This window comes from Herbiconiux liangxiaofengii (assembly GCF_041927335.1).
Lineage (GTDB): Bacteria > Actinomycetota > Actinomycetes > Actinomycetales > Microbacteriaceae > Herbiconiux > Herbiconiux liangxiaofengii.
Genome location: NZ_JBHFHD010000006.1, coordinates 156,519 through 174,679, shown reverse-complemented (window position 1 = coordinate 174,679; position 18,161 = coordinate 156,519). Strand labels below are relative to the sequence as shown.

The 18,161-nt window shown below is 70.8% G+C and carries 17 protein-coding genes; 5 read left to right on the top strand and 12 right to left on the bottom strand.

Going from position 1 to position 18,161, the window contains the following annotated elements; all coding sequences use genetic code 11:
- Positions 1 to 62: 62 nt before the first annotated feature.
- Positions 63 to 920: a spermidine synthase gene (locus tag ACEXOR_RS04600; RefSeq protein WP_374848215.1), complete on the top strand. Its 858-nt coding sequence runs from the start codon at positions 63 to 65 to the stop codon at positions 918 to 920.
- Positions 921 to 1,181: 261 nt separating this feature from the next.
- Positions 1,182 to 1,748: an adenine phosphoribosyltransferase gene (locus ACEXOR_RS04595; protein ID WP_374848214.1), complete on the top strand. Its 567-nt coding sequence runs from the start codon at positions 1,182 to 1,184 to the stop codon at positions 1,746 to 1,748.
- A gap of 24 nt (positions 1,749 to 1,772) precedes the next feature.
- Here ACEXOR_RS04595 and ACEXOR_RS04590 read toward each other — a convergent pair whose 3' ends face one another.
- From ACEXOR_RS04590 to rsmI, 12 genes are all read right to left on the bottom strand, one after another.
- The gene (locus ACEXOR_RS04590) at positions 1,773 to 2,711 is read right to left on the bottom strand and encodes a 4-(cytidine 5'-diphospho)-2-C-methyl-D-erythritol kinase (protein ID WP_374848213.1); all 939 of its coding nucleotides are present in this window, start codon (positions 2,709 to 2,711) and stop codon (positions 1,773 to 1,775) included.
- Between the two features lie 80 nt (positions 2,712 to 2,791).
- The gene (locus ACEXOR_RS04585) at positions 2,792 to 3,775 is read right to left on the bottom strand and encodes a nucleoside hydrolase (RefSeq protein WP_374848212.1); all 984 of its coding nucleotides are present in this window, start codon (positions 3,773 to 3,775) and stop codon (positions 2,792 to 2,794) included.
- A gap of 51 nt (positions 3,776 to 3,826) precedes the next feature.
- Complete coding sequence (locus ACEXOR_RS04580; protein WP_374848211.1) at positions 3,827 to 4,729, bottom strand: ABC transporter permease; 903 nt, start codon at positions 4,727 to 4,729, stop codon at positions 3,827 to 3,829.
- Positions 4,729 to 5,808 carry an ABC transporter permease gene (locus tag ACEXOR_RS04575; RefSeq protein ID WP_374848210.1) on the bottom strand — a complete coding sequence of 360 codons (1,080 nt, stop codon included), beginning with the start codon at positions 5,806 to 5,808 and terminating at the stop codon, positions 4,729 to 4,731. The genes ACEXOR_RS04580 and ACEXOR_RS04575 overlap by 1 nt, the downstream gene beginning before the upstream one ends.
- Positions 5,805 to 7,442, bottom strand: a complete 1,638-nt coding sequence (locus ACEXOR_RS04570) for an ABC transporter ATP-binding protein (RefSeq protein ID WP_374848209.1) — start codon at positions 7,440 to 7,442, stop codon at positions 5,805 to 5,807. Before ACEXOR_RS04570 ends, ACEXOR_RS04575 begins: the two co-directional genes overlap by 4 nt.
- A gap of 12 nt (positions 7,443 to 7,454) precedes the next feature.
- Complete coding sequence (locus tag ACEXOR_RS04565; protein WP_374848208.1) at positions 7,455 to 8,516, bottom strand: BMP family ABC transporter substrate-binding protein; 1,062 nt, start codon at positions 8,514 to 8,516, stop codon at positions 7,455 to 7,457.
- A 129-nt stretch (positions 8,517 to 8,645) separates the two neighbouring features.
- On the bottom strand, positions 8,646 to 9,431 hold the full coding sequence (locus ACEXOR_RS04560; RefSeq protein WP_374848207.1) for an alpha/beta fold hydrolase: 786 nt from the start codon (positions 9,429 to 9,431) through the stop codon (positions 8,646 to 8,648).
- 10 nt (positions 9,432 to 9,441) lie between these two features.
- The gene (gene rsmA, locus ACEXOR_RS04555) at positions 9,442 to 10,350 is read right to left on the bottom strand and encodes a 16S rRNA (adenine(1518)-N(6)/adenine(1519)-N(6))-dimethyltransferase RsmA (RefSeq protein ID WP_374848206.1); all 909 of its coding nucleotides are present in this window, start codon (positions 10,348 to 10,350) and stop codon (positions 9,442 to 9,444) included.
- Positions 10,347 to 11,261 carry a TatD family hydrolase gene (locus ACEXOR_RS04550; protein WP_374848205.1) on the bottom strand — a complete coding sequence of 305 codons (915 nt, stop codon included), beginning with the start codon at positions 11,259 to 11,261 and terminating at the stop codon, positions 10,347 to 10,349. The genes rsmA and ACEXOR_RS04550 overlap by 4 nt, the downstream gene beginning before the upstream one ends.
- Entirely contained in the window at positions 11,258 to 12,826 is a 1,569-nt protein-coding gene (metG, locus tag ACEXOR_RS04545) for a methionine--tRNA ligase (RefSeq protein WP_374848204.1), read from the bottom strand. The genes ACEXOR_RS04550 and metG overlap by 4 nt, the downstream gene beginning before the upstream one ends.
- Before the next feature lie 102 nt (positions 12,827 to 12,928).
- On the bottom strand, positions 12,929 to 14,101 hold the full coding sequence (locus ACEXOR_RS04540; protein WP_374848203.1) for an ATP-binding protein: 1,173 nt from the start codon (positions 14,099 to 14,101) through the stop codon (positions 12,929 to 12,931).
- Between the two features lie 99 nt (positions 14,102 to 14,200).
- The gene (gene rsmI / locus ACEXOR_RS04535) at positions 14,201 to 15,022 is read right to left on the bottom strand and encodes a 16S rRNA (cytidine(1402)-2'-O)-methyltransferase (protein WP_374848202.1); all 822 of its coding nucleotides are present in this window, start codon (positions 15,020 to 15,022) and stop codon (positions 14,201 to 14,203) included.
- A gap of 134 nt (positions 15,023 to 15,156) precedes the next feature.
- On the opposite strand from rsmI, the gene ACEXOR_RS04530 reads away from it, so the two are divergent.
- The 3 genes from ACEXOR_RS04530 to ACEXOR_RS04520 are packed head-to-tail and all read left to right on the top strand — an operon-like array spanning position 15,157 to position 18,079.
- Positions 15,157 to 16,857 carry a dolichyl-phosphate-mannose--protein mannosyltransferase gene (locus ACEXOR_RS04530; protein WP_374848201.1) on the top strand — a complete coding sequence of 567 codons (1,701 nt, stop codon included), beginning with the start codon at positions 15,157 to 15,159 and terminating at the stop codon, positions 16,855 to 16,857.
- Complete coding sequence (locus ACEXOR_RS04525) at positions 16,854 to 17,027, top strand: hypothetical protein (protein WP_374848200.1); 174 nt, start codon at positions 16,854 to 16,856, stop codon at positions 17,025 to 17,027. Before ACEXOR_RS04530 ends, ACEXOR_RS04525 begins: the two co-directional genes overlap by 4 nt.
- A 5-nt stretch (positions 17,028 to 17,032) precedes the next feature.
- Complete coding sequence (locus ACEXOR_RS04520) at positions 17,033 to 18,079, top strand: YeiH family protein (RefSeq protein WP_374848199.1); 1,047 nt, start codon at positions 17,033 to 17,035, stop codon at positions 18,077 to 18,079.
- Positions 18,080 to 18,161: the final 82 nt, after the last annotated feature.

Sequence of the window (18,161 nt, the reverse complement as noted above, 5' to 3'; positions counted from 1 at the left end):
CCGCTTCGGCGTGCATCCGTGCAGTGCTCTGCGAGCTCCGGCCCGCGCCCTACACTGAGCGGATGCACGCCGAGCGCCGCCGATACTCGTTCGCCTTCGACGGCCGGAAGGCGACCCTGAAGCGGGTCGACAAGGCCAGCGCCAGCTACGAGCTGAGTGTCGACGCAGTGGCGCAGTCGGTGGTGTCGCTCGCGGATCCCCGCATCCTGGCGTGGCCCTACGTGCGCCACATCGCGCGGGCGATCGACGCGGCCGCCCCGGCCGGTGAGCCCCTGCTCGCCGTGCACCTCGGCGCCGGGGCGATGGCGCTCCCCCGCTACGTCGCGGCCGCCCGGCCGGGTTCGCCACAGCTCGTGGTGGAGTTCGAACGCGAGCTCTGCGAGGCGGTGCTGGGCGCACTGCCGCTTCCGGATGGCGCCGACATCGAGCTCGTCTACGGCGATGCGCGCGCGCTCGCCGAAACCTGGTCAGGGCAGGCCGGGCGGGACTGGGCCGACGCGCGCATCACCGTGGTGGACCTGTGGGACGCCGCGACCATCCGGTCGCACGTGGCCAGCCTGGAGTTCTACCGGCTCGTCGCGGGGCGCACGGCCCCCGGCAGTCTCGTGGCGGTGAACCTGCTGGACGGGCATCCGTTCGACTACGCCCGAGCGCAGGCCGCGACCCTCGGTGCCGTGTTCGGGCAGGTGGCCGTGGTGCTCGACTTCGACCCCGCCGATGCGGAAGGGCCGCTCGGCAACGTGGTGGTGCTGGCGAGCGACGGACCTATCGCAGTGGTCGAGCATCCGGAGCTGTTCGGCGCGGACCGGCCATGGCTGCTGCACGGGGAGGCACTCGCGGCCTGGATCGCCGGCGCGCCGGTGCTCGCGGATGCCGACGGAGTGGACTCGCCCGACATCGACGACCCCCGCTGGGCCTGAACCCCGGTCGGGCCTGAAGCCCGGTCGGGCCTGAACACCCCGGCCGCATCGCACCACCACGCGGATGCGACCGGGGTGGGCGCGCTACGGCTTGGCCGGGCGCGGGCGGGGGCGCAGAAGGGTTCCCATGTGCTGCCTCTCGAGTCGCCGGAGCCGCGGGGCGGTCCGGATTCCGACACGCTAGTGCGGGCCTACGGCACCCCGGACTGAGCAATCACCACTCACTCGGCGGCGCAGCGGGCGGCACAATACGATTGACGGATGTCCGACCTGAACGAATCCGTCAGCCCTGCCGCCCCGACCCCGGTGGTCGACGCCATCCGCTCCGGGATGACCGAGACGCCCGACTTCCCCGAGCCGGGGATCCTGTTCCGCGACCTGTCCGGGCTGTTCGCCGACGCATCCGCTCTTCGAGTCGTGGCGGAGGCCCTGGTGGAGGGCTTCGGCGAGATCGACGCCGTCGCCGGGGTCGAGGCCCGCGGCTTCGTGCTGGGGGCGGCGGCCGCTGTCGCGACCGGGCACGGGATGCTCGCGGTGCGCAAGGCGGGCAAGCTGCCGGGGGCCGTGCTGAACGAGAGCTACGCGCTCGAGTACGGGTCGGCGAGCCTCGAGGTGCACCCCGACACGCTTCCGAACGGCGCCCGCGTGGTGATCGTCGACGACGTGCTCGCCACGGGTGGCACGCTGGCCGCCACCATCCGGCTGATGCAGCGCGCCGGCTGGGAGGTCGTGGGGGTGGCCGTGGTGATCGAGCTCGACGACCTCGGCGGGCGGGCCGTGGTCGATGCGGCCACCGACGCCCCGGTGAAGGCGCTGCTCACCCTCTGACCGCCGCTGCGCCCCGGCCGAGGGTCAGTCGGCGACGACGCGGGCGCCCGGCACCGGGCCGGTGACACGAACCACGTGATGCCGCGCCGCACTGAGGGCGATCTGCAGCTCGAGCGCACCGTCGAGGTCGGCCGCGAGGAATGCGACCGTCGGGCCGGAGCCCGAGACGATCCCGGCCAGGGCCCCGTTCTGCTCCCCCACCTCGAGCACCGCGCTCAGTCCGGGGTTCAGGTGCAGCGACGGCGCCTGCAGGTCGTTGTGCAGCGACTCCGCGAGCATGTGCGGATCGCCCGCCCGGAGCGCCTGCAGCACGTCGGTGTCGACCACGGGCTGACCCTGCGCCGGAAAGATGTCCTGCGCGTGCCGCTCGCGGTGGCGGTCGAGCTCCCGGTAGACCTCGGGGGTGGAGACCCCGCGGCCCGGCAGCACCAGGATCCACTGGAACTGGCCCTTGGCCAGCGCCGGGCTCAACTGGTCGCCGCGGCCGGTACCGATCGCAGTGCCGCCGGCGAAGGCGAAGGGCACGTCGGCGCCGAGCTGCGAGGCGAGCGAGAGCAGTTCGTCGCGGCCGACCTCGGTGCCCCAGAGGGTGTCGCAGGCGAGGAGTGCCGCCGCGGCATCCGCCGACCCGCCGCCCATGCCGCCCGCGATGGGCACGTTCTTCTCGATGCGCAACGCGACGCCGCCGCGGTAGCCCGTGGTGCGGGCGAGGAGGCGCGCGGCACGGATGGCGAGATTCGAGCCGTCGGTCTCGAGGGCCGAGGCGTCGATGTGGCCACCCTCGAACACCACCGAGAAGTCGCTCGCCTCGGCGGCGAAGACGTCTTCGTAGAGCGAGACGGCCTGGTAGGCGGTGGCGACGTCGTGGTATCCGTCATCCATCACCGCGCCCACCTTGAGGAAGACGTTGATCTTGCCGGGCGCCCGCACGTGAACCGTTTTCGTCGCGCCCCGGGTGCTCATGCCCTCCAACCTATCCCACAGCGGGAGGGCGGCCCGGCCGGTGGCTGCCGGCGTCGGTCGGCGGCCACCCGGGGTGGCCGTCAGCGGCCCGAGAGCACCCGCACGAAGTCGGTGAGGAACGCCTCGCGGTCGACGTCGAGCACCACGAACGTGTCGGGCGCGGCCTCGCTCGGCCACGACACGGGCAGGCCGGTGTCGGTCTGCATGAGGTGGGCACGGGTGGCGAAGCCGTCGCTGGTGATGTTGACGGGGCCGGTGACGGATGCGGTGATCCACTCGGGCTGCACGAGCAGAGCCGCTGCGAGCCCGTCGTGGGCGGGCGACACGCGCCGGCCCCAGGAGAACTGGTAGAAGTCCATGTACGCCTCGAGCACCTGGGCCGAGAAGGTGCCCCACTCGGTTCCGGCGCGATGCAGGGCCTGGACGGCCTGCTCGTCGACGATGGTTCCGGCGGTGACGTTGACGCCCACCATCACGAGCTGGTTGCGCGGCGCGGCGAACACCCGGCGCGCGGCCTCGGCGTCGTTGTGGATGTTCGCGTCGACCATCTGCACGGTGCCGAGCGGCGGGAACGGACCGGAGCCGCCCATGATCACCACCGAGCGGTAGAGCGTCAGCAGCTCGGGCTCGATCTCGAGCGCGAGGCCGAGGTTGGTGAGCGGGCCCACCGGCAGCAGGTCGTAGTAGCCCGGCTTCGACCGGCCGAGCTCGACGAGCAGTTCGGCCGACGACAGGGGCGAGAGGTTCTTCGGCGCGATCGGCTCCGACCAGAGGTCACCGAGGCCGTCGTGGCCGTGCACGTGCGAGGCGATGCGCGGCTCGCCGTCGATGGGCCCGGCGGCACCGCGGGCGACGAGCACGTCGTCGAGGCCGGCCAGCTGCAGCACGCGGGCGATGTTGGTGAGCGCCGACTCGACCGGGGTGTTGCCGTAGACGCTGGTGATCGCCGAGATCTCGGCGTCGTCGCGACCCGCGAGGTAGAGCAGGGCGAGCGCGTCGTCGATGCCCGTGTCGGTGTCGACCACGATGTGGCGGGTCTCGCGGGCGGGGTTGGTGTCGTTCATGCGTCTTCTCTCGATTCGGGACGAGTCGCGGGGGTTGAGCGGGGGGTCGGGTCAGGTGGTGGGTACGGCGGTGCGCTTCGCGAAACGGATGCGCGTCGCCACGAGCACCAGCAGGGTGATGGCGTAGGGCGCCGCGTCGGTGAGCTGCTGCGGGGCCCCGATGCCCTGCAGTCGGAAGCCGAGCGCCTCCGCGGCGCCGAAGCCCAGGCACGCCACCGGCAACCAGAGCGGCCGGCCGGCCACGAGCATCACGGCGGCCACCGCGATCCAGCCCCGGCCCGCCGTCATGTTCTCGGTGAACACCGTCACATTGCCGAGCGCCAACTGCGCGCCGGCCAGCCCGCAGAGGGCTCCTCCCGCGATGGTGACCCAGGTCTGGTACGACGCGACGTTCACACCCAGCGCGGCCGACGCATCCGGATGCTCGCCCACGCCGCGGAGACGAAGGCCGCGCGCCGACCGCGACAGCCACACCCCCACGGCCGCGATGATGACGAAGGCGAGGGGCACCAGCACGGTCTGGCCCGCGAAGATCGGGCCGATCACCGGCACGTCGGCGAGGAACGCCATCTTCGGCAACCCCTCCAGCCCGCGCGGCGAGAACGACCCCGAGGTGTCGAAGAGCACGCGCAGCAGAAAACCGGTGAGGCCGATGGCCAGCAGGTTGGTGCCGATGGCGATGATGATCGGGTCGGCCTTCCACCGCGCCGCGCCCACCGCGAGCACCACGGAGAACAGGGCCGTCGACAGGATGGCGGCGAGCACGCCGCCCCAGGCGCTGCCCGTGTAGAAGCTGCCCGCCACCGCCGCGAACGCGCCCCAGAGCATCTGGCCCTCGAGGGCGATGTTGAACACCCCGACCTGCGCCGAGATGGCGCCGGCGAGGGCGGCGTAGAGGATGGGCGTCGCCGCGAGCAGCACGGCGGCCACGAAGCCGAGTTCGAACACGTGCATCAGGCTGAGCTCCGTTCGGTGCGGCGCTGGTCGAGCACGGTGCGGAGTGCGAGCACCACGATCACGACGCCCTGCAGCACGTCGGAGAGCTGGCGGGGCACGTCGGCCGAGCGTTCCATGCCGGCGCCGCCGACCTGCAGCACGGTGAAGAGGATGGCGGTGACGGGGATGAGGGCGGGCCGTCCGCCCGCGAGCAGAGCCGCCGCCAGGCCCGCGAAGGTGTAGCCGGGCGAGATGAGGGCGCCGTCGATGAGGCGGAACGGCGAGGTCATCACGATCACCGCGCCCACCACCCCGGCCGCCGCTCCCGCCGCGGCCATCGCCCCGAACGCCAGGCGCCCCACCCGCACGCCGCCGTAGGCACCGAAGCGGCGGTTCGCACCGACCACCCGCAATTCGAATCCGACGGCCGACCGGGAGTCGACCACCCAGAACACCGCCATCATGAGCACGATGATGATGAGGCCCGCGTTGCTGTACGAGAGGTCGCCGAGCGACCACATGCGGCCGCTCTCGGGAAGCCGGGGTGTCTGGGCGACGGCGGATCCGGCCTCACCGAGCGGGAAGCGCACGAGGAACGACACCACGGCGACCGCCACCGGCGACAGCAGCAGCGTGGAGATGATGATCGGGATGCCGAAGCGGGTGGCCAGCGGCGCCGAGATGGCCCCGAACGCCCCCGCCACCACGGCCGCGCCGATCACCGCCAACGGCACGACGATGATCGAGGGCAACGGGAGGTTGCTGGCGATGACCGCGGCGGTGAGCCCGCCGAGCACGAGCTGACCGTTGCCGCCCAGGTTGAACTCGCCCATGCGCAGCGGGATGGCGGCCGCGAGGGCCATGCCGCAGATGAAGGCCCACACCGAGAACGTGTAGTCGAGCTGGCCGGGGTCGAGCGAGTTCTCGAGCACGGCGCGGTAGGCGGCGATCGGGTCGAGGCCCGCGGCGAGGATGATGACGGCGCCGATGAGCAGGGCCAGCACGACCGCGCCGATCGGCACGACGGCGGGGTGCCGCAGGGCGGCGGTCAGGATGCGCGGGGTGCGGCGGGCGACGGAGGGTGGGGTGGTGCTCATGCGGGGTCTCCGTGGCCGGGGGTGCTGGCGCTGGCGGCTCCGGCCATGGCGGCTCCGATGAGTTCGGTGGTGGCCTCGGCGGCCGAGAACTCGGCCACCACGGCGCCCGCGTACATCACGAGGATGCGGTCGGCCAGCGCCAGCAGCTCGCTGATCTCGTGCGACACCAGCAGGATGCCGTTGCCGGCCGCGCGGTACTCCAGCAGCCGGCCGTGGATGGCCTCGATGGCGCCCACGTCGACACCCTGGGTGGGCTGCTCGGCGATGAGCACGGGTGCGCCGTGCGAGAGCTCGCGGGCCACGACGACCTTCTGCGCGTTGCCGCCGGAGAGCGAGCCGATCAGCTGCTGTTCGCCCGAGGTGCGCACGTCGAAGTCGCGGATGAGGTCGCGGGCCTGCTCACGCTCGGCCTTCAGCGACATCCAGCCGCGCGCAAGGCCCCTGGTGCCGCCGATCGGTGCGGAACGGTGATGCCCGAGCGCGGCGTTCTCGGCCACGGTCATCGTGACGGCGCTGCCCTCGCCACGGCGGTCTTCGGGGATGACGGACAGCCCGCGGGCCCGCCGATCGCGCACCGAGGCGGCCGTGACGTCGGAGCCGACGAGCACCACGCTGCCGGCCGACATCGCCCCCGTGCCGAGCACCGCGGCCACGAGTTCGTGCTGACCGTTGCCCGAGACGCCGGCGATGCCCACGATCTCGTTGCGGTGCACCGTGAGCGACACGTCGCGCACGTGGGTGATCCGGCCGTCGCCGACGGTGAGGCCCGAGACCTCGAGCACCGGCTCGCCGGGCTCGCCCGCGCCGGTGTTGGTCACGTCGGCGATGGCCCGTCCGGTCATCGCGCGCACGAGCTCGGCCGACGTGGCGTCCGCCGTGGCGAACCGGCCGGTGACGCGACCGTCGCGGAGCACGGTCACCTCGTCGCTCACCGAGAGCACCTCGTGGATCTTGTGGGTGACGAGCACGACGGTGGTACCGGCATCCGCTGCTCGTCTGATGACGGCGAAGAGGCTGTCGACCTCGCTCGGGGTGAGCACGGCGGTCGGTTCGTCGAGGATCAGAATGCGCGCGTCGCGGTGGAGCGCCTTGAGGATCTCGACCCTTTGCCGCGCGCCGGCGCTGAGGCTGCCCACCACGGCCGACGGGTCGGTCTCGAGACCGTAGCGCTCGCTCAGTTCGCGCACCCGCGCATCCGCTGCTCGACGGTCGACGAAGGCCCGGCCGAAGAGACCCCTGCGCCGCGGCTCGGCGCCGTAGACGACGTTGTCGGCCACACTCATGGTGTCGAAGAGCCGGAAGTGCTGGTGCACCATGCCGAGACCGGCGGCGATGGCGTCGAGCGGGCCGGCGAACGTGACGGGCCGACCCTCGACGCGGATCTCACCCGAGTCGGGCGCGAGCAGACCGAAGAGCATCGACATGAGGGTCGATTTGCCCGCTCCGTTCTCACCCATCACCGCGTGCACGGTGCCCCGGCGGAGCACCAGGTCGACCCCGTCGTTCGCCACGACGGAGCCGAAGCGCTTGCCGATGCCGATGAGCTCGACCGCGGGAACGCCCGGCTCCCCCGCTGCTGCGGGAGGGCCGGGCGTGCCGGGCCGGGCTGAGCCGGCGGATGCGTCAGAGACCATTCGGTGCTGGTGCTAGCCCGCGGTCAGCGGGTCGGTGACGGTGATCTCGCCCGAGACGATCTGATCGCGGACGGCCGCGACCTTCTCGATCACGTCGGGGTGGTCGGCGATGAGGCACTGGGAGTCGGCCACGCCGTCCTCCAGGCCGGTGAGGCTCACGCCGCCCTCGGCCAGGCCGTAGGAGGTGAAGCCGCCGGTCGTGCCGTCGAGGATGTCGCCGACCGAGTTCACCAGGGCCACGTCGACCCGCTTGATGGCGTTGTCGACCACGTTGCCGGGCGAGTCGAGGCACTGGTTGGTGTCGACGCCGAAGGCCTTGAAGCCGGCCTCCGAAGCGGCCTCGAACACGCCGAGGTTACCGCCGGAGGCGGCAGCCTGAACGTAGTCGGCGCCGCCGTCGGCGAGGATCTGGGCCTGGGCCTTGGCGCGGGCCTGGTCGCCGAACGGGTTGTCGCCGCCGACGTACTGCACAGCCGTCTTCACGTCGGGCTTGACGCTCTGGGCGCCGGCGAAGAACGGATCGACCCAGCGGTGCAGGAACGGGGTGTCGAGCGAGGCGACGACGCCCACGTTGCCGGTCTGGCTGAGGAGGCCGGCCTCGACGCCGGTGAGGTACGTGGCCTCGTACTCTTTGAACACGGCGGCCGTGAGGTTCGGCGTGGGGTTCTCGGCCGAGGTGTCGATCAGCAGGAACTGCTGGTCGGGATAGTCGGCCGCGGCCTGCGTGATCTGGTCGAGCACGCTGAAGCTCACACCGATGATGATGCTCGGCTTCTCGCGCACAGCGGCGTCGATGTTCTGCTGGATGCTGGTGGGATCTTCGCTCTCGTACACGTCGACGCTGGCGCCGTACTTGTCGCCGGCCTCGGTGGCGCCGTCGGCCGCCAGCTGCAGGAAGTTGTTCGAGCCGATGGGGGTCGGGGTGATCAGGATGATCGAGTTCTCGGCGTCTCCACCGGCGGCGCCGGTGCTTCCGCTTCCGCCGTCACTGTTTCCGCTCGAGCAGGCGGCGACGGATGCGACGAGGCCGGCCGCGAGGGCGACGGCACCGATTCGGCGCGCGATTTTCGACATGGGGTCTCCTGGGGGGAAGGGGCTGCTGTGGTTGGCGACGCCGCCGAGGCATGGACACTCGGGGCTTTCCCATCGTATAGAGACCCGTAGTCCCAACCCCGACGGCGGACACATATCGAAACACACTCGTCACACGGCGGGCAGGCTCCGGTGGAGTTCGAGCGCTTCCGCGATGACGAGCTCGGGATGGTCGCGTTGCACCGAATGCCCGGAGCCCGCGACGACGGCGAAGTCGAACGACGGCCCCACGCTCAACCGCTCCCCTTGGGCGGAGCTGAAGAGCGCTCCCCGCTGCGGGTCGGCCGCCAGCACCCGAACTCGGGAACGGATGCGGGCGGCGACGTGCTCGAGCTGCCACTCGCGGTTGTCGCGCACCGTGCGCTCGACCACGTACGGGCTCACCACCCGGGCGGCGTTGACCTTCTGAGTGGCGTCTTCGCTGTGCCAGCTCGGATTGCGGGCCAGGATCACCGCCGGGTCGAGGTCGGTCAGGTCTCCGAGCAGATCCTCCAGCAAGGCGTCGTGCTCGGACTCATCGACGGCCAGCACCGGGTCGAGCAACAGGAGCGCGCGTGCCCAATGGTGATGCCGGTCGGCGGCGACGGTGGCGACAGCACCCCCGAGCGAGTGGCCGATCACGAGGTCCCAGCTGCGGGCGTGGTTGCCGGAGGGGGCGAGCGCGGCGACATCGGCTGCGTAGTCGGCGATGGCGTAGCTCGTGGTGCGCGGCGAGGCCCCGTGGCCCCTCAGATCGGCGGCCGTCACCGACCAGCTCGCAGCTGCGAGCCCACTGGCCACGCGCCACCAGGTTCCGGCTGCCGATGGAAGTCCGTGCAGCAGCAACGCAGTGGGGCGCGCGTCACGGTCGCCCCAGTGCATGGTCGCCAGCTGAACGGCGAACGCCTCGGACGTCATGACGCGCGGGTCATTCGGCGGCGGCGCGGGCTATGGCGAGGAAGTCGTGCACCGTGAGCGACTCGCCGCGGGCCGTGGGGGCGACGCCGGCCGCCTCGAGAACGGCGGTGGCTCGCGCGGAGTCACCGAGCACCTCGCTGAGCGACTGGCGGAGCATCTTGCGACGCTGGCCGAAGGCCGCGTCCACCAGAGCGAAGGTGCGCACGCGGAGTTCTTCGGTGTCCAGGCCCGAGCCCACGCGGTCGAAGGCCACGAGCACCGAGTCGACGTTGGGCACCGGCCAGAACACCTGCCGGCTCACCTGACCGGCCGTGCGCCAGTCGCCGTACCAGGCGGCCTTGACCGACGGCGAGCCGTAGACCTTCGATCCGGGCTCGGCCGCGAGGCGGTGACCCACTTCGGCCTGCACCATCACCACGCCGGAGCGGATCGAGGGGAAGTGCTCCAGCAGGTGCAGCAGAACCGGCACCGAGACGTTGTACGGCAGGTTGGCCACGAGCCGGGCCGGATCTCCCGGCAGGGAACGGATGCGCAGCGCATCGTCGCGGATGACCGTGAGCCGCGCATCCGGAGCCAGCTGCGACACCGTGAGCGGGAGCTGTTCGGCCAGCCGGTGGTCGATCTCGACCGCCACCACCTCGGCGCCGGCCTCGAGGAGGCCGAGCGTGAGGGAGCCGAGGCCGGGGCCCACCTCGACCACGACGTCGCCCGCCTCGACCTTGGCCACCCGCACGATCTTGCGCACGGTGTTGGCGTCGATGACGAAGTTCTGACCGAGCTTCTTGGTGGGGGTGAGGTTCAGCAAGCCGGCCAGGTCGCGGATCTCGGCCGGGCCGAGCAAGGCGACCGCGGGGCCGGCGCCGGGGTCGGTACCGGCATCCCCGTCGTCGGGTCGGGCTGCCTCCGCCGCCTCGGTCATGACGCCTGCACCGGCTCGTCCTCCCAGCGGCCGTAGACCAGCTCGGTATTCGACGAGATCTGCGCCGCGAGCATCGACACATCGGTGCCGAGATGAGCGGCCATGGCCCGCAGGGTGTGCGGGATCAGGTACGGGGCGTTGGGGCGGCCCCGGTAGGGCGCCGGGGTGAGGTAGGGGGCGTCGGTCTCGACGAGGAGCAGCGCGCGGGGAGCGACCTCGAGCGCCTCGCGCAGGTTGTGCGCGTTCTTGAACGTCACGTTGCCCGCGAAGGACATGTACCAGCCGTTGTCCGTGCAGATGCGAGCGAGCTCGGCGTCGCCCGAGAAGCAGTGGAAGACCGTGCGTTCAGGAGCGCCCACGCGCTTCAGGGTGGCGATGACCTCAGCGTGCGCGTCGCGATCGTGGATCTGCAACGCGATGCCGTTCTGCTTCGCGATCTCGATGTGAGCCTCGAAGGAGCGGTACTGGGCTGCGATGCCCGCCTCGGACTCGGTGCGGTAGAAGTCGAGCCCCGTCTCCCCCACGGCGCGCACCCGCGGCCAGGTCGCCAGTTCGGCGATCTCGGCGAGCGCCGCGTCGAGCCCGCCTGCTTCGTCGTACGACGGAGCCTCGTTGGGATGCAGGGCGACAGCCGCCAGCATGCGCGGCTCGCGGGCCGCCTGCTCGGCCGACCAGCGGCTGGTCTCGAGATCGGTGCCCACCTGCACCACGCCGCGCACCCCGACGGCCGACGCCCGGTCGAGCTGCTCGCGGTAGTCGATCGGCTCGAGGCCGTCGGCGATCTCGAGGTGGGTGTGGTTGTCGTACACCGGCACCACGAGCGCCTCGGGCAGCGGCGGGTAGCTCTGATCTCCCCGGTCGGAGGCCTCGCGGGAGCGCAGGTGGGTCGGCAGGTCGGAGGCGTCGGTCACGACGGCTCCACCTCGATGCGGGGGAACAGCGCCACGAGCGGCTCGACCCGCTCACCGCCTTGCCACTCCCACGCCGAACGGATGCGCTGCTCCTGCACGGAACCGGTACCCGAGAGCGCCGTCCACAGTTTCGCCGAGGCCTCGGGAACCACGGGCGAGAGCAGCACGGCGAGTGTGCCGATGCCGCGCACCGCCGTGTGCAGCACGGTGGCGAGCCGGTCGGCGTTCGCCGGGTCTTTCGCGAGGGCCCAGGGTTCCTGCGTGGTGATGTAGCCGTTCAGTTCGTCGACGAGCTCCCAGATGCGGGCGATCGCCTCATGCACGGCGAGTCGCTGGATCGCTTCGTCGGCGGCGGCGGTGACGCGGCGTTCGGTGTCTCGGATGGCGCGTTCCGCATCCGTCACCTGAGCCTCGACCGCGGCGGGCAGGGCACCGTCGAAGTACCGCGTGACCATGGCCACCACGCGCGAGGCGAGGTTGCCGAAGCCGTTGGCGAGCTCGGCCTGGTACCGCGCCGACAGGTCTTCCCACGAGAAGGAGCCGTCTTGACCGAAGCTGATGGCGCGCATGAAGTAATAGCGGAACGCGTCCGACCCGAAGGTGTCGGTGATCTGCTCGGGGGCGATGCCGGTGAGCTTCGACTTGGACATCTTCTCTCCGCCCACCAGCAGCCACCCGTGGCCGTAGACCTGGTGGGGCACCTCGAGACCGGCGGCCATCAGCATGGCGGGCCAGATCACGGCGTGGAAGCGCGCGATGTCCTTGCCCACGATGTGGGTGGCCGGCCAGCGGCGGGCGAACTGCTCCTCGTCGGAGCCGTAGCCCACCGCGGTGGCGTAGTTGAGCAGGGCGTCGAACCACACGTAGACCACGTGCGACTCGTCCCACGGCACTTTGACGCCCCAGTCGAAGGTCTGCCGGGAGATGGAGAGGTCGGTGAGGCCGCGGCGCACGAAGGACACGATCTCGTTGCGCACGCTCTCGGGCTGCACGAAGTCGGGCCGCTCCTCGTAGAGGTCGAGCAGCTTCTGCGTGAAGTCGCTCATGCGGAAGAAGTAGTTGCGCTCCTTCAGCAGCTCCACCGGCTTGGAGTGGATGGCGCAGACCAGCTGGCCTTCGTACTGCCCGGTGCCGTCGACGAGGTCGGTGGTCTGCTTGTATTCCTCGCAGCCCACGCAGTAGTAGCCCTCGTACTCACCGGTATAGATGTACCCGGCGTCGTAGAGACGCTGCAGGAACAGCTGCACGTTCACCTCGTGCCGCTCGTCGGTGGTGCGGATGAAGTCGTCGTTGGAGATGTCGATGGTCTCCAGCAGCGGCTGCCAGGCCTCGGCCACGAGCTTGTCGGCCCATTCCTTCGGCGTCACTCCGTTCGCCGTGGCCGTGCGCAGGATCTTCTGGCCGTGCTCGTCGGTGCCGGTGAGGAACCAGGTGTCGTCGCCCGCCTGGCGGTGCCAGCGCGCGAGGACGTCGGCGGCGACCTCGGTGTAGGCATGCCCGATGTGGGGCACGTCGTTCACATAGAAGATCGGCGTGGTGATGTAGAACGCGGAGCCGTCGGACATGCTGACCATCCTAAGCGGGGCGGATACCCCGGCCCGGCCCCGTTACGGACGGTGGAGAACCCGCACTATCCCCGAGATTGTGGAGGAGTGGTGGCGGCGACGTCACTCGGCGTACTGGCGGTGGATGAACGCAGCCATACCCGGAACGGTGAAGGCCACGCGTCCTCGCTCCGGCATGTAGATCACGCCCTTGTCGATGAGGCTCTGTCGCGCGGGGCTCAAGCTCGTGGCGGGCAGCACGAGCCTCTCGGCAACTGTGGCCGTTCGGGAACCCACGTCGCCATCCGCGGCCATCGCGCGGAGATAGTTCCGTTCAGCCCGGGTGGCGCGGTCCCACCGGGCAGGATAGAAGCCCATGTCCAGTGCCGCCGTTCCCTCGACGACGGCCAACGTCGCGTCCTCTTCGGTGATGGTGCGGTCGAGTGCCGCATCCCACGCCGACTTCCCAAAGGTCTGAAGGAAGTACGGGTACCCGCCCGAGGCCTCGACCAAGATCTCCAAAGCGGGAGCGGTGAAGGCGACGCCGTGACGCCCCGCTGGGACGGCGAGCGCGTCGGCTGCCGCCACTGGATCGAGTGCGCCGATCTCCCGGTAGTCGAAGAGACGCTCGGCATACGACCGCGCCGCGCTCAGCGTCGAGGGAAGGGCCGGCAGTCCCGCTCCGACGATGTAGAACGGCCACCCCTTCTGGCCTGCTCGATGCTGGGCTGCGAGAAGTGCGGAGAGCAGTTCGCCGTCGATGTCCTGCATCTCGTCGATGAAGAGACCGAATGCCGAATCGGCGGACGTCAACGCGGGTGCCAGATCTTCGAGAACCTCCTCGAGGTCGATCTCGATCTCGCCCGAATCGGCCCGGCCTTGTGCCGGCTCCACGCCTAGTTCGATCGACGCGACGCCGAGCGAGAGGCTGAACGACTTGATGCTTCTCAGAGCGTTCACCACCTGCTCTGTTCTTCGGCGCCGATGGAGCTTGTGAGCGGCGAGCAGCATGGCTCGGCCGAGCTTTTGGCGGGCGGATTGGCGGCCGCTCTCCGTTGTGCGGCCCTCGATCCCAACAGTGAACCACTCGGCCCGCTCCGCCTGTTCCCTGAATTGATTGAGGAGCACTGTCTTCCCGACCCCACGAAGGCCGTGCAGCACGATCCCTCTGCTCGGCATCCTGCGACGGCTGCGCGCGACGGTGAGGTCGAAGGCGTCGACCTCCGCTTGCCGACCCACGAGGTGGGGTGGGGTCAGGCCGGAACCAGGGGCGAATGGGTTCAACTCAGGATGCACGATTGCACTTTACGAGCTTTATTGCGTATCCAGAATATTTGTGGATAAAAACCGATGATCCGCCGATGTGGAGGAGTGGTGGTCGCGCATCCGCGCCGGTCAGGGGCGCCGGGCCGCGAGCGCCGCCTCGTAGAGATCACGCCGCGAGAGCCCGGTGGCCTCGGCCACCGAGGCCGTGGCCTCCTTGAGTCGCTCCCCCGCCGCCACGAGCTGCTGCACCTCGGCGAGCGCCGTCGGCAGATCGGCGGCGAGCGGCGTCGCTCCGGCCACCACCACCACGATCTCCCCGCGAACTCCCGCCGCCGCCCACTCCGCGAGTTCGGCTGCCGTGCCGCGCCGCGCCTCTTCGTACAGCTTCGTCAGCTCGCGCACGACGGCGACTCGGCGATCGGCCCCCAAAACCTCGGCGAGGTCGATGAGTGAGTCGGCGATGCGGTTCGGCGACTCGAAGAAGACCATGGTGCGTGCTTCTCGTTCGAGCATCCGGAACGTGCTGAGGCGGTCACCGCGCTTGCGGGGCAGGAAGCCCTCGAAGGTGAACCGGTCGGTGGCCAGTCCCGAAAGGGCCAGTGCGGTGATCACGGCCGACGGCCCGGGCACCGCGGTCACGTCGACGCCGGCCTCGATGGCGGCGGCGACCAGCAGGTACCCCGGATCGGAGACGGTCGGCATCCCCGCATCGGAGAGCAGCACGAGGTCGCCCTCCCGCGCCAGCTCCACGAGCGACGCCGCCTTCTCGCGCTCGTTGTGCTCGTGCAGCGGGATGAGCCGCGGCCGGTTCTCGATGCCGAGTCCGCGGAGGAGCTTCACGGTCACACGCGTGTCCTCGGCCGCCACCACCTCGGCCGCCTCGAGGAGCTCGACCAGCCGGGTCGAGGCGTCCTTCAGGTTGCCGATGGGCGTCGCGGCGAGGATGAGCATGCCCCCAGTCTCTCAGTCGAACGGATGCGCGCGGCCGGCGCGCACCTCTCCACACCGGAGCGGGTCGCCTCCCCCTCATCCACAGCCGCACCACCCAGCCGGAACGGAGCACCCGCACGCATTAGCATGGCCCGGTGAGCACGCAGGAGCCGGTCCCCACCGCGAGCACCACGGCCCCTGGTCGTGGTGAGGGCGCTGCCGCTGCCGCGAAGGCCGATTCGCCGCAGCCGCGGTCGGCATCGACTCTCGGCTCCGAGCCCACCGGTTCTCGGCTCGACGACTGGTGGGTGCGGCTGATGGCCACGCCCGCACGCGAACGGCTGTGGCGGTGGGGCGGTCCGCTGGCGGTGACGCTGCTGGCGGCTGTGCTCCGGCTGGTGAATCTGGCGCATCCGCACAGCCTGGTCTTCGACGAGACCTTCTACGTGAAAGACGCCTGGACGACCTGGAACCTCGGCTACGAGGCCTCCTGGCCTGCCGACGCCGATGCGCAGTTCAATCAGGGCGCCACCGACATCTTCCAGACGAACGGGTCGTTCGCCGTGCATCCGCCGCTCGGCAAGTGGATCATCGGGCTCGGCATGGAGCTCTTCGGGGCCGACAGCTCGTTCGGCTGGCGCATCGCGGTGGCGGTGTGCGGCATCCTGCTGGTGCTGCTCACGGCGCTGATCGCCACGAAACTGTTCCGGTCGACGTTGCTCGGCACCATCGCGGGGTTCCTGCTCGCCATCGACGGTCACGCCATCGTGATGAGCCGGGTGGCCATCCTCGACGGGATCGTGGCGCTGTTCCTGTTGCTGGGCGTCGGCGCCGTGCTGATGGATCGGGAGTGGCACGCGGTGCGCCTCGCGGCAGCCGTCGCTGCCCGCACCTCGCCGCCCGGGGCGGATGGCGAGCCGGGACGAGCGCCGGCCTGGGGTCCGGTGCTGTGGAAGCGGCCGTGGCTGCTCGCTGCCGCAGTGGCCTTCGGTGCCGCGTCGAGCGTGAAGTGGTCGGGGCTGTACTTCATCGCCGCGTTCGGCGTGTACCTCGTGGTGGTCGACGCGCTCGCCCGGCGGCGGCTGGGCATCCCGTTCTGGTTCAGCTCGGCGGTGCTGAAGCAGGGGCCCGTCACCGCGGTGCTGCTCGTGCCGGTCGCGGTGTTCACCTATCTGCTCAGCTGGATCGGCTGGTTCGCCACGACGGGCGGCATGTACCGCACCTGGGCGCAGACCTCCAACGGCGAGTGGACGGGGGCGCTCAGCTGGGTGCCGCTCGCGGTGCAGAACTTCTGGCACCTCGAAGTGGCAGTGTACAACTACCACGTCGGCGAGAACTCGCCCCACCCCTACCAGGCCAACCCGTTCACCTGGCTCTTCCTGGTGCGCCCCACCCAGATGTACGTGAACCAGGTCGACGACTCGGTCTGCGGCGGCACGACCTGCTACGAGAACATCACCTCCATCGCGAACCCCATCATCTGGTGGTGCGCCACGGCGGCGGTGTTCTACCTCCTCTACCGTCTCGTGCGCCGGCGGGAGTGGCAGGTGGGGCTCGTGCTGATGGGCATGGCCGCGGGTTATCTGCCCTGGCTGCTCTACACGAACCGCACCATCTTCCAGTTCTATACCATCGCGTTCGAGCCCTACATGATCCTGGCCCTCACCTTCGTGATCGGGCTGGCGCTGGGCTCACGGAGCGACCCGCGACGGGTTCGCACCCGGGCGCTGCTGATCGTGGGGGCGTTCTTCGTCATCTGCGTGCTGGTGTCGGCATGGTTCTACCCGGTGTGGGTCGGGATGCCCATTCCCGCGTGGTTCCTGAGCCTGCACTACTGGCTGCCGAGCTGGCGGTGAGGGAGGCCGCCTCCGGCTGGGTCGGCTGCGGGCGCGACGGATGGGCGGGTTCGGGCAGCGCGAGCGAGGTGCTCGGCCGCGAGCGCGGCTGGGTGGCGTCGGGCACGACGGCCTCAGGCACGGCGGCCTCAGGCACGGGGGCCTCGGGCGCGACGGGCGGGCCGTCGTGACGCGGATGGCGTGGGTGCCCGGGGTCGTCGTCGCGGGCGGTGCGGCCCTGGCGTCCTTCGGGGTGCATCTCGCGCTGCCGGCGGCGCCGATGCTCACTGTGGCCGTGGTGCTCGGTGTGGCCGTGGCGCAGGTCCCGGCGCTCAGGCGACAGGTCGACGGGCTGCTCAAGCCCGGGCTGGGCCTCGCGGCGCGGAGGCTGCTGCGCATCGGCATCGTGCTGCTCGGGCTCAAGCTCAGCCTGATCGACATCGCCGGGCTGGGGTGGCCGACCATCGGCGTCATCGTCGCGATCGTCCTGCTCACGTTCCTCGCGACCCTCGGGCTCGGTCGCTGGATGCGACTCCCCGGCACCCAACCGATCCTGATCGCGGCAGGCTTCTCCATCTGCGGTGCCTCGGCGATCGGGGCCATGAGCGCCGTCACCCGCAGCAAGGACGAAGACTCCGCCACGGCCGTCGCGCTGGTCACCCTGTGCGGAACGCTCGCGATCGCCGTGCTGCCGGTGCTGAGCATCCCGCTCGGGATGTCGCCGGAGGAGTTCGGCCTGTGGGTGGGCCTGAGCGTGCACGACGTGGGCCAGGTGGTCGCGACGGCGCAGATCGCCGGGCCGGCGGCGCTCGCCGTGGCCGTGGTGGTGAAGCTCACCCGGGTGCTGACGCTGGCGCCGATGGTGGCGACCGCAGGCCTCCTCCAGCGACGCGTTGACGGCCGAGCGGCCGCGGCGACGCGCGGCGCACCGGCGCCGGCAAAGAGGCCCGCCATCGTGCCGCTGTTCGTGGTGGGGTTCGTCGCGGCGGTGCTGGTGCGCTCGCTGGTGCTGCCACTCCTGGGTGCTGGGCCATCCGGAGTCGAGACCGGGGCGGCGAGCGTCGTTCTCGCGGCGGCCGATCTGCTGCAGGCGGCGCTGTTCGGCATGGCGCTATTCGCCCTGGGAACCGGCATCCGCTTCGCTCAGCTCGCCCGCACCGGCTGGCGGGCCCTCGTCGTGGGGCTAGTCTCGTGGGCGTTGATCGCCGTGCTCTCGCTCGCCGCTGTCGAGTTGCTCACCTGACGCGCTCCCTCCCGCTGCCGCCTTCACGGTCGCGCGAACGGCGCCGGCTCGGTGAGCCCGGGGTTCGGCTCGCGCGGTGGAT